Annotated in this window: 14 protein-coding genes; 13 read left to right on the top strand and 1 reads right to left on the bottom strand. The window is 64.9% G+C overall.

Annotated elements, in window-relative coordinates:
- Window positions 1-108: 108 nt before the first annotated feature.
- Both OEZ49_RS14605 and OEZ49_RS14600 read left to right on the top strand, forming a co-directional pair.
- Window positions 109-2,154, top strand: a complete 2,046-nt coding sequence (locus tag OEZ49_RS14605; RefSeq protein WP_263389005.1) for an acetyl-CoA carboxylase biotin carboxylase subunit — start codon at window positions 109-111, stop codon at window positions 2,152-2,154.
- Window positions 2,155-2,158: 4 nt separating this feature from the next.
- Window positions 2,159-2,680, top strand: coding sequence for a hypothetical protein (locus OEZ49_RS14600; RefSeq protein WP_263389004.1), 522 nt, complete (start codon window positions 2,159-2,161; stop codon window positions 2,678-2,680).
- Between the two features lie 16 nt (window positions 2,681-2,696).
- On the opposite strand, the gene OEZ49_RS14595 is transcribed toward OEZ49_RS14600, so the two are convergent.
- Window positions 2,697-3,143, bottom strand: coding sequence for a DUF4174 domain-containing protein (locus OEZ49_RS14595; protein WP_263389003.1), 447 nt, complete (start codon window positions 3,141-3,143; stop codon window positions 2,697-2,699).
- Window positions 3,144-3,251: 108 nt separating this feature from the next.
- Between OEZ49_RS14595 and OEZ49_RS14590 the strand changes: the two genes are divergently transcribed.
- The 11 genes from OEZ49_RS14590 (at window position 3,252) to OEZ49_RS14540 (ending at window position 12,728) form a co-directional block, all read left to right on the top strand.
- A complete protein-coding gene (locus OEZ49_RS14590; RefSeq protein ID WP_263389002.1) occupies window positions 3,252-4,247 on the top strand; it encodes a hypothetical protein in 996 nt (331 codons plus the stop codon).
- Window positions 4,213-6,330: a methylmalonyl-CoA mutase gene (gene scpA, locus OEZ49_RS14585; RefSeq protein ID WP_263389001.1), complete on the top strand. Its 2,118-nt coding sequence runs from the start codon at window positions 4,213-4,215 to the stop codon at window positions 6,328-6,330. The genes OEZ49_RS14590 and scpA overlap by 35 nt, the downstream gene beginning before the upstream one ends.
- Before the next feature lie 274 nt (window positions 6,331-6,604).
- Window positions 6,605-7,096, top strand: coding sequence for an MAPEG family protein (locus OEZ49_RS14580; RefSeq protein ID WP_263389000.1), 492 nt, complete (start codon window positions 6,605-6,607; stop codon window positions 7,094-7,096).
- 152 nt (window positions 7,097-7,248) lie between these two features.
- Window positions 7,249-7,851 (top strand): VOC family protein, encoded by a 603-nt coding sequence (locus OEZ49_RS14575; RefSeq protein WP_263388999.1) that lies wholly within the window; start codon window positions 7,249-7,251, stop codon window positions 7,849-7,851.
- A complete protein-coding gene (locus OEZ49_RS14570; protein ID WP_263388998.1) occupies window positions 7,848-8,372 on the top strand; it encodes a GNAT family N-acetyltransferase in 525 nt (174 codons plus the stop codon). The genes OEZ49_RS14575 and OEZ49_RS14570 overlap by 4 nt, the downstream gene beginning before the upstream one ends.
- A gap of 9 nt (window positions 8,373-8,381) precedes the next feature.
- Window positions 8,382-9,062, top strand: a complete 681-nt coding sequence (locus tag OEZ49_RS14565; RefSeq protein ID WP_263388997.1) for a molecular chaperone DjiA — start codon at window positions 8,382-8,384, stop codon at window positions 9,060-9,062.
- A gap of 4 nt (window positions 9,063-9,066) precedes the next feature.
- Window positions 9,067-10,080, top strand: coding sequence for an endonuclease/exonuclease/phosphatase family protein (locus OEZ49_RS14560; protein WP_263388996.1), 1,014 nt, complete (start codon window positions 9,067-9,069; stop codon window positions 10,078-10,080).
- A 38-nt stretch (window positions 10,081-10,118) separates the two neighbouring features.
- The gene (locus OEZ49_RS14555; protein WP_263388995.1) at window positions 10,119-10,508 is read left to right on the top strand and encodes a hypothetical protein; all 390 of its coding nucleotides are present in this window, start codon (window positions 10,119-10,121) and stop codon (window positions 10,506-10,508) included.
- Between the two features lie 163 nt (window positions 10,509-10,671).
- Window positions 10,672-11,136: a hypothetical protein gene (locus OEZ49_RS14550; protein WP_263388994.1), complete on the top strand. Its 465-nt coding sequence runs from the start codon at window positions 10,672-10,674 to the stop codon at window positions 11,134-11,136.
- Between the two features lie 26 nt (window positions 11,137-11,162).
- Complete coding sequence (locus OEZ49_RS14545; protein WP_263388993.1) at window positions 11,163-11,822, top strand: hypothetical protein; 660 nt, start codon at window positions 11,163-11,165, stop codon at window positions 11,820-11,822.
- 45 nt (window positions 11,823-11,867) lie between these two features.
- Complete coding sequence (locus OEZ49_RS14540) at window positions 11,868-12,728, top strand: SDR family NAD(P)-dependent oxidoreductase (protein ID WP_263388992.1); 861 nt, start codon at window positions 11,868-11,870, stop codon at window positions 12,726-12,728.
- Window positions 12,729-13,019: the final 291 nt, after the last annotated feature.

Below are 13,019 nucleotides of genomic sequence, written 5' to 3'. Positions count from 1 at the left end.
CACCCGGGCCGCATTCGGCCCGACCGCATTCGCGTGGAACGCCGCACCTGACCAAATGGTCCGGGGCGGCGTTTTGCGTTCCGACCTTTCCAAGACAGAGGACATCGCATGTTCAACAAGATCCTGATCGCCAACCGGGGCGAGATCGCCTGCCGGGTCATCAAGACGGCGCGCAAGATGGGTATTTCCACCGTTGCCATCTATTCGGATGCCGACAAGCAGGCGCTGCATGTGCAGATGGCGGACGAGGCGGTGCATATCGGCCCGCCGCCCGCCAACCAGTCCTATATCGTCATCGACAAGGTGATGGCCGCCATCAAGGCGACCGGTGCCCAGGCGGTGCATCCGGGCTATGGCTTCCTTTCCGAGAACTCGAAATTCGCCGAGGCGCTGGATGCCGCTGGTGTCATCTTTGTCGGCCCTCCCAAAGGCGCGATCGAGGCGATGGGCGACAAGATCACCTCGAAGAAGATCGCACAAGAGGCGGGCGTATCCACCGTCCCGGGCTACATGGGCCTGATCGCCGATGCCGACGAGGCGGTGAAGATCTCGAACGAGATCGGCTACCCGGTGATGATCAAGGCCTCCGCCGGGGGCGGCGGCAAAGGCATGCGGATCGCGTGGAACGATCAGGAGGCGCGCGAAGGCTTCCAAAGTTCCAAGAACGAGGCGGCGAACTCCTTTGGCGATGACCGGATCTTCATCGAGAAATTCGTCACCCAACCGCGCCATATCGAGATTCAGGTGCTGTGCGACAGCCATGGCAACGGCATCTATCTGGGCGAGCGTGAATGCTCGATCCAGCGGCGCAACCAGAAGGTCGTCGAAGAGGCGCCCAGCCCGTTCCTCGACGAAGCCACCCGCCGCGCCATGGGCGAACAGGCCGTGGCATTGGCCAAGGCGGTGGGCTATGCCAGCGCGGGCACCGTCGAGTTCATCGTCGACGGGCAGAAGAACTTCTACTTCCTCGAAATGAACACCCGCCTTCAGGTGGAACACCCGGTGACCGAGCTGATCACCGGCGTCGATTTGGTGGAGCAGATGATCCGCGTGGCGGCGGGCGAGCCGCTCAGCATCACCCAGGACGATGTGAAACTCACCGGCTGGGCCATCGAGAACCGGCTTTACGCCGAGGATCCCTATCGCGGCTTCCTGCCCTCAATCGGTCGTCTGACCCGCTATCGCCCGCCAGCGGAGACCGCCGCTGGCCCGATGCTGGTCAATGGCAAATGGCAGGGTGACGCGCCCACGGGCGAGGCGGCGGTGCGCAACGATACCGGTGTCTACGAGGGCGGCGAGATCAGCATGTACTACGATCCGATGATCGCCAAGCTCTGCACCTGGGCACCGACCCGTGCCGCCGCGATCGAGGCGATGCGCATCGCGCTCGACAGTTTCGAGGTCGAGGGCATCGGCCATAACCTGCCCTTCCTCAGCGCGGTGATGGATCACCCGAAATTCATCTCGGGCGACATGACCACCGCCTTTATCGCCGAGGAATATCCCGAAGGCTTCGAAGGCGTGACGCTGCCTGAAACCGACCTGCGCCGCGTGGCCGCCGCCGCCGCCGCGATGCATCGCGTGGCCGAGATCCGGCGCACCCGTGTCTCGGGTCGGATGGACAACCACGAGCGCCGTGTCGGCACCGAATGGGTTGTCAGCATGCAAGGTGTCGAGTTCCCTGTGCATATCGACGCCGACCACGATGGCTCCACCGTCACGTTCCAGGGCGGCGGCGCGATGCGGGTCACCAGTGACTGGACCCCGGGTGACCAACTGGCCAAGCTCAACGTCGACGGCGCACCGCTGGTGCTCAAGGCGGGCAAGATCTCGGGTGGGTTCCGCATCCGTACCCGGGGCGCCGATCTCAAGGTCCATGTGCGCACCCCGCGTCAGGCGGAACTGGCGCGTCTGATGCCCGAGAAGCTGCCGCCCGACACCTCGAAACTGCTGCTCTGCCCGATGCCCGGCCTGATCGTGAAGGTCGACGTCGAAGTGGGCCAGGAAGTTCAGGAAGGCCAGGCGCTCTGCACCGTCGAGGCGATGAAGATGGAAAACATCCTGCGCGCCGAGAAAAAGGGCGTGGTCGCCAAGATCAACGCGGGCGCCGGCGACAACCTTGCCGTCGACGACGTGATCATGGAGTTCGAATAACTCCATGACCGGGGCACGCCCATATCCTCGCGGTCTCTGGCGCCCTGCGGCGCTGGCCCTTCTGGGGCTGGCGGCCTGTGCGCTCGACCGCGAGGCCGAGGTGCGTGCCCAGCTCGGCGGCTGGATGCCGCTGGGCGATACGCTCTATTTCGAGTCCAAGCTGGAATGCACTGCCGGGGTCTTCGCCACCCAGGCCGACTTTCTCCAGGGCAAGGTGCGGACCGTTTCGACCCTGCAGGACGGTCTGGCCGCCCTGTCGAAAGAGGCCATCGTCGCCTTCGAGCTCGAGGGGCAGACCCCCGATCAGGTTTCGCAAGCGGTGATGTCGGCGGACCTGCCCAAGGGGCTGGGTGTCCTCTCCTCGGGTCTCAGCGCCCGGGCCTGCATGGATGAGGACACAAAATCGGCATATCTGGGCGCCCTTAAATCGACCGCCGCGCTGCTGGTTTTTGCTCCGGAAAACAACGCGCTGGTGATCCTCGACCGGGATCGGCAGCAAGTCTTCTTTGCCCGGGGGGATGTGTGATGACCGCCCGCGCGTCTCAGTTCAGCCCGCGCCGCTCGCGCACTTCCTGCTCGCGGGTCGGCATTTTGTCGATGGTGCGGGTCAGTTCGCGCACGCTCCAGGGCGTGGGCTTGCGCAGCTTCACGCCGCCGTCCTTGTCGATCACCACCAGCGCAAATCCGCGCGGGCGCAGTTTTTGCCGTAATGGTGCACGCGCCGACGGGTCGGTATCGGTCAGCACCACGACATCGCGCTCCTCCAGCATCATCAGCCCGTCGCGCAGCATTTCCATCTGCTGGTGGAACCGCGGATCCGCATCGGTATCGGCAAACACGACGATGGGCCGCTTTATCCATAAAAATTCGCTCAAATCGCTGTCACCGGCAGGCCGGATGAGGTCCTGCTCGGCAGGTTGCGCGGCATCTGCGGCCCAACCCGACACCGGAAGTAAGGCAAAGAAAACAAGGGCGAATAGTCGTTTCATGCGGTCTCCTGTCCCGTTCAATATAAACGTGGGCGGGGCGATTGCGACCGTCCAGATGCGCGGGGGCCGCAAAAAGTTTAACGTTAATCGCTTCGTCAGGGGTTCGGCATGACTGTCATCGCATTCCCCAACCCGCGACCGGCCCGTCTGGCCGGCCAGAAAGGCGAAGCCATGGACGTCATCCTGCATCTCGGCGCGCACCGCTGCGCGACCACCACTTTTCAGCATTACATGCGCCAGAACGCCGCGCGTCTGGCCCGCGATGGCACCGGCTTCTGGGGGCCGCACCGCACCCGCGCGGGCCTGTTTCGCGGCATCCTGCCCGGACCATCCATCGCCACCGGCCGCGACCCGCGCCGCCGCGCCGTGGGCCGGGTCCGCCTGAACCTGACGCGCAGCGCGCTTTCGGGCACCCGGCGGCTCTTGGTCAGCGAAGAGAACATGCTGGGCTCCATGCGCGAGAACCTGCGACAGGCCGCGCTCTATCCCTCGGCAGGCGAGCGGCTGGCGCGCTATGGCCAGGCCTTTGACGGGCAGGTCACCGACGTGCTGCTCAACATCCGGTCTCAGGATCTGTGGTGGGCCTCGGCGCTGGGTTATGGTCTGGCGCGCGGCTTCGGCCTGCCGTCGCAGGTGGCGCTGGACTGGATCGCGCGCAACCCGCGCGGCTGGCGCGACGTGATCACCGATGTCGCCTGCGCCCTGCCGGGCGCGCGCATCTGGGTCTTGCCGTTCGAGATCTTTGCAGGCCGCCCCGAGGCGCAGCTGGCCACCGTCACCGGCCGCCCGGCGCCGCGCGAACACAGCCGCGAGCGCCTGAACCCCACGCCGGACCTGACCGTGCTGCGCGGCCTGCTGCCTCCCGCTCTGGCGGCGCAACTGCCCAAGAGCGAGGGGCGCTGGACCCCTTTCACCCCGGATCAGGCCGCCGCTCTGCGCGAGGCCTATACCGACGACCTGATGTGGTTGGCCGCCGGGGCTGATGGCCTGGCCTGGCTGGTCGACGATCTGAACAAGAAATCGGCGGGGCAAACCCCGCCAACCCCCGATTTGACAAGAGGAAAACGCAATGACCAAGACCGACGATTGGCGGGCGCTGGCTGAGAAAGAGCTGCGCGGACGCCCCGTTGACGACCTGACCTGGAATACGCTCGAAGGCATCGGGGTCAAGCCGCTCTATACCGCCGAAGACACCGCGGACCTGCCGCACATGGCCTCGCTGCCGGGCTTTGCCCCGTTCACCCGCGGCGTCAAGGCGACCATGTATGCAGGCCGCCCCTGGACCATCCGGCAATATGCCGGCTTCTCCACCGCCGAGGAATCGAACGCCTTTTACCGCCGCAACCTGGCCGCCGGTCAGCAGGGCGTCTCGGTCGCCTTCGACCTCGCCACCCATCGCGGCTATGACAGCGATCACCCCCGCGTGGTGGGCGATGTGGGCAAGGCTGGTGTCGCCATCGACAGCGTCGAGGACATGAAGATCCTGTTCGACGGCATCCCGCTCGACAAGGTGTCGGTCTCGATGACCATGAACGGCGCGGTGATCCCGATCCTGGCCAGTTTCATCGTCGCGGGCGAGGAGCAGGGCCATGACAGATCGGTTCTGTCGGGGACCATCCAGAACGACATCCTGAAAGAGTTCATGGTCCGCAACACCTATATCTATCCGCCTGAACCCTCGATGCGGATCATCTCGGACATCATCGGCTATACCTCCGACCACATGCCGAAATTCAACTCGATCTCGATCTCGGGCTATCACATGCAAGAGGCCGGGGCAAACCTTGTGCAGGAACTGGCCTATACCTTGGCCGACGGCCGCGAATACGTGCGCGCCGCCATCGAGGCGGGCATGGACGTGGACAAGTTCGCAGGACGCCTGTCGTTCTTCTTCGCCATCGGCATGAACTTCTTTATGGAAATCGCCAAGCTGCGCGCCGCGCGCACGCTCTGGCATCGCATCATGACCGAGTTCGGCGCCAAATCCGAACGCTCCAAGATGCTGCGCACCCATTGCCAGACTTCGGGTGTATCGTTGCAAGAGCAGGATCCCTATAACAACGTGATCCGCACGGCGTACGAAGCGATGAGCGCGGTTCTGGGCGGCACCCAGTCGCTGCATACCAACGCGCTGGACGAGGCCATCGCGCTGCCCACCGATTTCTCGGCCCGCATCGCGCGCAACACCCAGCTGGTGCTGCAGGAGGAAACCGGCGTGACCAAGGTGGTCGACCCGCTGGCGGGCTCTTACTATGTCGAGAGCCTGACCAACGACCTGATCGAAAAGGCCTGGGCGCTGATCCAGGAGGTCGAGGAGATGGGGGGCATGACCAAGGCCGTGGCCAGCGGTATGCCCAAGCTCCGCATCGAGGAAAGCGCCGCCCGCCGCCAGGCGATGATCGACCGCGGCGAAGAGGTGATCGTGGGTGTCAACAAGTACCGCAAGGACCGCGAAGACCCGATCGACATTCTCGACGTCGACAACATGGCGGTGCGCGACGCCCAGATCGCCCGGCTGGAGCGCATCCGCAGCAGCCGCGACGAGGCGGCCTGCGCTGCCGCGCTGGAAGAGATCACCCGCCGCGCAAAAGAGGGCGGCAACCTGCTCGAGGCCGCCGTCGAGGCGGCCCGCGCCCGGGCATCCGTAGGAGAGATCAGCATGGCGATGGAAAAGGAATTCGGCCGCCACCGCGCCGAGGTGAAAACGCTTGCGGGCGTGTATGGGGCCGCCTACGAAGGCGATGAAGGCTTTGCCGCCATCCAGCGCGATGTCGAGGCATTCGCCGAGGCCGAAGGCCGCCGTCCGCGCATGTTGGTCGTCAAGATGGGTCAGGACGGCCATGACCGGGGCGCCAAGGTAATCGCAACCGCATTCGCCGATATCGGCTTCGACGTCGACGTGGGCCCGCTGTTCCAGACGCCGGCCGAGGCGGCGCAGGACGCCATCGACAACGACGTGCACGTGGTTGGCATTTCCAGCCAGGCGGCGGGCCACAAGACGCTGGCGCCGCAACTGGTCGAAGAGCTGAAGAAGGCGGGTGCCGAGGATATCATCGTGATCTGCGGCGGGGTGATCCCGCAGCAGGACTACCAGTTCCTCTACGACAAGGGCGTCAAGGCGATCTTCGGCCCTGGTACCAACATCCCTGAGGCGGCGCGGGATATCCTGAAACTGGTGCGCAGCTAAGGTTATTGAGGGCAGGGAGCGCTCCCGCGCCCGCGGGTGCCTGCCCTGCGGGCAACCCCGCTGGCGGCCTTGGGCCGGGCAGCCGGCTTTGCCGGCTGCGGCATCGCGCGCCAGCGCGATGCCATGCCCAACGGGCGCGGCCATGCCTCTGGCATGGCTGGCGCCGGGCGGGAGTACCTGTGGCCTGGGAAAGTTCGGGCGATCCCCGCCAGATGACCGCCACACGGGCCGGACCCGTCTTGGCAAAACGCGCGCTCGGTGATTGAGTGGAGCCATGCTGCGATCCAGACGTTCCACGATCATTGTCGGCATGGCCGCGGGCCTCCTCTGGGCGATTGTCCTGGTGGGCGGTCCGCAATGGGCCGGCTTACCCTATCTGCCCGCGACACTTGCCTTGCCCGGGGCTTTCCTTGCACCGGGCCTGGTTCTGGCCCTGATGATCGGGCGGCTGGCGCAGCGGCGGTTTTTCGACGATGCGATCATTGACGGGCAGCCCTTTGCACCCGGTTCAGCGGCGGATATAGACCAGCGGGTGCTGGTCAACTCCGTCGAACAGCTGGTACTGGCGCTGGCGATCTGGCCCTTTGCCGCGATGACCCTGGGGGGCGCGGTGACCATCGCCCTGGGTCTCGGCTTTGCGCTGATGCGGCTCCTGTTCTGGCTTGGCTACCATCTGTCGCCACCGCTCCGAGCGCTGGGCTTTGCTGGAACCTTCTATCCCAGCGTGCTGGCTGGCCTCTGGTCGCTGGTGGCCTGGCTGGTCTAGGGGCAGGGGGCTGTCTGCCCCCTCTTGCCCCTGCGGGGCAATTCACCCCCGAGAGTATTTCCGACCAGAAAGAAGCGCAAAAACCGGCAGACGGCTTGCACCCGGCCCGCGATTGCCGTTTCTGGGGGGCGTGAAACCTGGGGGAGGAGCGGATGGAACTGGATCATTTCGCGGTGGCGGGCGCGACGCTGGAGGAGGCCGCCGTCCATGTCGAAGAGGCGTTGGGGGTGGCGATGCAGCCCGGCGGGCGGCACGCGCGCTTTGGCACCTGGAACCGGCTTCTGGGCCTGGCGGACGGTCTCTATCTGGAGGCGATCGCCATCGACCCGGACGCGCCGCCTCCGGACCGGCCCCGCTGGTTCAACCTCGACCGTTTTCAGGGCGCGCCGCGGCTGACCAACTGGATCTGCCAGGTGCCCGACCTTGACGCGGCGCTGGCCGGGTTGCCGCAGGGGGCGGGCGCGCCGGTGGATCTGGAGCGCGGCGCGCTCCGATGGCGCATGGCGGTGCCCGCAACCGGTATCCTGCCCTATGACGACCGCTTCCCGGCGCTGATCCAGTGGCAAGGGGCGCTGCATCCGGCGGCGATGCTGGCACCCTCGGGCTGTGCGCTGGAACGGCTGATCGTCACCCATCCGCAGGCCGAAGACCTGGCGGCGCTCTGCGGGCCGCTGCAACGGGTGGTGTTCGAACCGGGGGCATCGGGCCTCAGGGCCGAGATCAGGACGCCGCACGGGCTGAGGCATCTCGAATGACCATCCGTCCCGCGACCGTGGCGGACGCCGCAGTGATCGCCGCGATCGCCAACCACTATGTGCGCGACACGCTTGTGACCTTCACTACCGATTTGCGCGCGCCCGACAGCGTCGCCACCGATATCGCCGCCCGTGCGCCTGCCTATCTGGTGGCCGAGGCCGAGGGCCGGGTCAAAGGCTTTGCCACCTATGGTGTGTTCCGGACCGGCCCCGGCTATGCCCACACCCGCGAGCATACCATCGTGCTGGACCCCGCCGCACGCGGGCGCGGGCTGGGCAGGGCGCTGATGGAGGCGCTAGAGCGGACAGCCCGCGAGGCAGGTGTGCATGTCCTGGTGGGCGGTGTCTCGGGCGCCAATCCCGAAGGCTTGGCCTTTCACGCGGTCATGGGGTATCGCGAGGTGGGGCGCATGCCGCAGGTCGGCCGCAAGGCCGGGCAATGGCTCGATCTTGTGCTGGTGCAGAAAATTCTGCCCGCCAGCGGCACCGTGCCCCCTGACACCGGCGGTTACACGGGGTAGGTTGAGCGCATGTCACTCTGGACCCGCATCACCGAGGCGCTGAGCGCGCTGACCCAGGGCGAAAGCCTGAGCGCCGTTTTCGAACGCCTGCGCACGCCGCCCGAGAAATCCGTGGCCTTTGCCATCGCCGTCATCGCGCTGGGCGCCAAGATGGCCAAGGCCGACGGCCAGGTCACCCGCGACGAGGTCACCGCCTTTCGCGAGGTATTCCAGATCGCCCGCGATGACGAGGCCGGCGCCGCGCGCGTCTTCAACATGGCCCGGACCGATGTCGCCGGGTACCAGGATTACGCCCGCAAGATCAAAGGCATGTTCGCCGAGGACAGCACCGTGCTCTGCGACCTGATGGAGGGGCTGTTTCACATCGCCCTGGCCGACGGGTTCTATCACCCGGGCGAAAACGAGTTTCTCGAGGATGTCGCCCGCATATTCGGCCAGACCGACCAGCAGTTCAGCGCGCTCCGGGCGCGCTTTGTGCCGGACGCACCCAAGGACCCCTATACCGTGCTGGGCGTGTCCCGCGACATGCCGATGGACGAGATCCGCAAGGTCTGGCGGCAGCTGGTGCGCGACACCCATCCCGACGCGATGATGGCGCGCGGCGTGCCCGAAGAGGCGATCCGCCTGGCCGAGAAGAAGATGATCGACATCAACCGTGCCTGGGACGAGATCAAGGGCGCGAGGGTCTAGGGCGATGCGGCTGGCCACCTGGAATGTCGAGTGGTTTGCCAACCTGTTCGATCGCAACGATAAACTGCTGGTGGACGACGAATGGTCGGGTCGCCACGACGTGACCCGCGCCCAGCAGATCGAGGCCATCGCCAAGGTGCTCACCGCGCTCGATGCCGACGCGGTGCTGATCGTTGAGGCGCCCAATACCGGGCGCACCCAGGACAGCGTGCGGGCGCTGACCGGTTTTGCACGCGCCTTCGACCTGCGCACCAGCGCCGCCGTTATGGGGTTCGCCAACGAGACCCACCAGGAACTGGCGCTGCTCTATGATCCGGCCAGGCTGACGGCGGTACACGATCCGCAGGGCGAAGAGACCGGCAAGCGCGGCAGCGCCACGCCGCCTCGCTTCGACGGCACCTACCGGATCGACCTCGATATCGACGCGACCGAGGATCTGGTGCGCTTCTCCAAACCGCCGCTCGAACTAGCCATCACCACCGCCACTGGCAACCGCTTTCGCCTGATCGGGGCGCATCTGAAATCCAAGGCGCCGCACGGCGCCGAAACCCGCGACGAGGCGATCCGCATCTCGATCCTGAACCGGCGCAAGCAGCTGGCCCAGGCGATCTGGCTGCGCGAACGGGTCGAGGCGCATCTGGCCCAGGGCGAGGATGTCATCCTGCTGGGGGATCTGAACGACGGGCCGGGGCTTGACGAGTTCGAACATCTCTTCGGCCGCTCCTCGGTCGAGATCCTGCTCGACGCCGGGCTCTTTGACCCCAACGCCGACAAGGCGCGGCAGGTACGGCCCGGCGCGCTGCCCAGTACCGCGCGCTTTCAGTTACCCGGCGACGGGCGCTATCTTTCGGCGCTGCTCGATTACATCATGATCAGCAAGGGCCTGATGCCCCACCGCCCCGCCTGGCGCATCTGGCACCCGTTCGAGGATGCCGAATGCTGGCGGATCGAAGAGTTGCGCGACGCGCTGCTGACCGCATCGGACCATTTCCCGGTGGCGCTGGATATCGACATCTGAGCTTTGAAATCCCGCGCACCAATGCCTATCTTGGGCCTATGAGACCGCTCCTTGCCCTCGCCCTGACCCTGGGCCTGACCGTCCCGCTCTCCGCCACCGCGCAGGAGAAGGACGAAGGCCGCTCGCTGATGGAACGCGGCGCGGAACTGTTCCTCAAGGGTCTGCAACAGGAAATGGAACCGGCGCTACGGGACCTGCGCGACATGGCCGGCACCGTCGGCCCCTCGGTCCTGAGTTTCCTCGAACAGATGGGCCCGGCCATCGCCGACCTTGCCGACCGGGTCGAGGACTGGTCCGTCTACGAGATGCCCGAGATGCTGCCCAATGGCGACATCCTCATCCGCCGCAAACCGCCTGTGCCCGAAGCACAACCGGAGCAGCCGGATGAACCTGCGGACCCGACCCCGCCGGGGATGACGGACATCTAACCCAGTATCGGCTAAAACGGACGCTTGCCAAACAGTGTGTCGGTGACTGTTCTGCGGGACAAAGCCGTGTCCGGAAAATCGCAAAAGCCGTGTCCGAAATCCGGACACTAACCTTGTAAGAGAACCACTAAGTAAACCAGTAAAGGAGGAGGAGGGCGCGCAAGTGCGCGCGGATATCTCTGATCAGTTTTTTGGGGAGTTGCTCCAGGCGCTGGGCCTCGACCCTGCCGCCCTGCCCGGCTGGTGGCAGGGCTGGCCGCCCGGGCAACACGTCCAGCGCTGGCGTGACGCGTTGGGCCTCACCGAGGCAGAGATCGTCGCCATTGCCCAGGCCACCCGCCAGGACCACCCGGAACCGCCCGATGGGCCGAAGGCGCTCGACCGTGCCATGCAGCGCGCCGCTCAGCGCAAGGCGGACAACGCCAGCAGGAAACGCCGACGAGGGAAACCCGGCTCGGTTCTGGCGCCAGCGGCAACGCCCAGCGCCGACGTGCCGGCCTTCTATGCGGCCTGGATGAACTCGGACAGCCACCTGCCGGCCTGCGCCATCAGCAGTTCCATGCGCAACGCCATGCTCTCCCGCGGACTCGTGACCCCGGACCGGATGCGGGAACGCGGGGTGCTGTGAATGGCCAATATCGAGGGGCAAAAACCATGAGCGTTCAGAGACGGATCAACCGCAGGGGCAGCACAAGGATCAAACGCGCGCTGGGCGTGCAGGCAGCGCTGGAATGGGCCTTCCGGATCGAGAAGGCGCAGCTCGAGTTGCCGCTGCCACAGGACGCAAACGAAGAAGGCTTCGGCTTTGGCCTCGAATATGTCCTGCTGCAACGCGCGGCGCTGGGCTGCAAGATCGACGGCGGTCAGCACAAGATCGGCACATACACCCACGAGGATGCCGAGGTGATCGCGGCAACCGTGGCCGGGATGCCGGACGGCTTAAGCGGCAAGCGCATGGCGATCCGCGTGGCGGAGCTGGCGCGGGCAGGACTTACGCCCGACTGGATGCCAGGGGCTGTCCCGTGCTGCGTCCCGGTGGAGGTGAAGCGCAATCAGCATGGGGAGCGGGCGACAACGGTCGTCGTCGGGACCGAGCGCGTTCTCTCTCGCGGCAAGTGGCGCACGGTGGATGTGCTGGCTTGCCCTGTCACATACGTTCCGCATCCGCAGCAGATCGAGGCCGTCCGGCGTGCCTACGAGGATTGGTGGCAGGCGCTGGGCTGGATCCGGGATGGGCTCGTCGACGGGGGAATGCTTCGCACGGTCGAGGTGACGGAGGTGATGCCGAAGGTAAGGCCGTGGAGCCACAGGTGATGGGAGAAAAGCGGGACCTTTGAGACATTAGAACTCGGAAATCCAATGTCCCCTTCTCTGCCAAGGCAGCGCAAAGTGACTTCAAGTCGTCCTTTGTGTAACCTGCGCCAAAAGTTGGAAAGGGAACCTGATATGGACATCTCTGGGGCGGTAGCTTTTGTCACGGGTGGTAGCGGTGGACTTGGCTCCCGCATCTGTACCCTCCTCGCCAACGAAGGTGTACGTGTCGCGATAGGCTATCATCAAGGCAAAGACCGGGCCGAAGACGTGAGGGAGCGCATTGAGGATGCTGGTGGAACAGCGCTCACCATCCAAGTGAACCAAACTGACCCCGTTTCAATCGAAAATGCCATATCTAAAGTCGTCGCTGATCTGGGATCGCTGGACATTCTCGTAAACAACGCAGCAATTGCTTCAGGTGGGCACTCGATTGAACTCGGTGATCTCGATGCATTCACCCCGGAAATCTGGGACGAAATGATGACAGTGAATGTGAAGGGGCCCTATCTTGTCGCCCGTGCTGCCGCGGCTCACCTGCGTGCCTCGAAGTGGGGCCGCGTGGTGAATATTGGTTCTACGCTCGGCCATGGTGACTGGTATCAGGATCGAATATTTGCTCCCAGCAAGGCAGCAGTCATTCCCCTCACTCGATTCTTGGCCGCAGCTTTGGCGCCGGATGTCACTGTAAACTGTGTTGCACCGGGGTTGATGGTAGAAACTGCGTTGGGAGGTGGCGGTCCCAAGCCGGGTGGCGACAATGCAGCCTACGATGTGTGGCAGGAAAGGGCCGCCTTGAAGAACTTCACTGACATTGACGATGTCGCTTCTCAAGTCGTTTGTTTCTGCAAGTCGCGCACGACCACAGGGCAGAGCATCGGAGTGGATGCAGGCGTCCACTTCCACTAACTTCACAATCTGGACATAGCATATTGCCGGATTGAGGTCGGCTCCGGGCTCGAAGCGGTCATCTGAGTCTTTCTGTAGGATGACCGGTAACTCTTCGTAATCGGTCACTCATGACAGGTCCGTGTCGCGGCAAAGTCCGCTTTTGCGACGCAACGACTGCTTCTACCAACTTCGGCCATTCGCTGCAGTTGCGTTCGATGTCTCACATGCGGAAGGGGTGGATGACGTCTGCACCTAACTGTCGCGCAATGCGGCAGACTACAGATGTTGTCATCTGCTAGGAAAGGAGCC

The organism is Ruegeria marisflavi (assembly GCF_025673445.1).
In the GTDB taxonomy this organism is placed as follows: Bacteria; Pseudomonadota; Alphaproteobacteria; order Rhodobacterales; family Rhodobacteraceae; genus Ruegeria_B; species Ruegeria_B marisflavi.
The sequence above is the reverse complement of the archived record's forward strand: the minus strand, read 5'-3'. Positions and strand labels throughout refer to the sequence as shown.

What these genes read in the sequence shown, in the direction of transcription:
- OEZ49_RS14555 (WP_263388995.1), top strand. Translation starts at nt 10,119, where the DNA reads ATGAGACCGCTCCTTGCCCTCGCCCTGACCCTGGGCCTGACCGTCCCG.
- OEZ49_RS14590 (WP_263389002.1), top strand. Translation starts at nt 3,252, where the DNA reads ATGACTGTCATCGCATTCCCCAACCCGCGACCGGCCCGTCTGGCCGGC.
- OEZ49_RS14580 (WP_263389000.1), top strand. Translation starts at nt 6,605, where the DNA reads ATGCTGCGATCCAGACGTTCCACGATCATTGTCGGCATGGCCGCGGGC.
- OEZ49_RS14605 (WP_263389005.1), top strand. Translation starts at nt 109, where the DNA reads ATGTTCAACAAGATCCTGATCGCCAACCGGGGCGAGATCGCCTGCCGG.
- OEZ49_RS14565 (WP_263388997.1), top strand. Translation starts at nt 8,382, where the DNA reads ATGTCACTCTGGACCCGCATCACCGAGGCGCTGAGCGCGCTGACCCAG.
- OEZ49_RS14575 (WP_263388999.1), top strand. Translation starts at nt 7,249, where the DNA reads ATGGAACTGGATCATTTCGCGGTGGCGGGCGCGACGCTGGAGGAGGCC.
- OEZ49_RS14600 (WP_263389004.1), top strand. Translation starts at nt 2,159, where the DNA reads ATGACCGGGGCACGCCCATATCCTCGCGGTCTCTGGCGCCCTGCGGCG.
- OEZ49_RS14560 (WP_263388996.1), top strand. Translation starts at nt 9,067, where the DNA reads ATGCGGCTGGCCACCTGGAATGTCGAGTGGTTTGCCAACCTGTTCGAT.
- OEZ49_RS14595 (WP_263389003.1), bottom strand. Translation starts at nt 3,143, where the DNA reads ATGAAACGACTATTCGCCCTTGTTTTCTTTGCCTTACTTCCGGTGTCG.
- OEZ49_RS14570 (WP_263388998.1), top strand. Translation starts at nt 7,848, where the DNA reads ATGACCATCCGTCCCGCGACCGTGGCGGACGCCGCAGTGATCGCCGCG.
- scpA (WP_263389001.1), top strand. Translation starts at nt 4,213, where the DNA reads ATGACCAAGACCGACGATTGGCGGGCGCTGGCTGAGAAAGAGCTGCGC.
- OEZ49_RS14545 (WP_263388993.1), top strand. Translation starts at nt 11,163, where the DNA reads ATGAGCGTTCAGAGACGGATCAACCGCAGGGGCAGCACAAGGATCAAA.
- OEZ49_RS14540 (WP_263388992.1), top strand. Translation starts at nt 11,868, where the DNA reads ATGTCCCCTTCTCTGCCAAGGCAGCGCAAAGTGACTTCAAGTCGTCCT.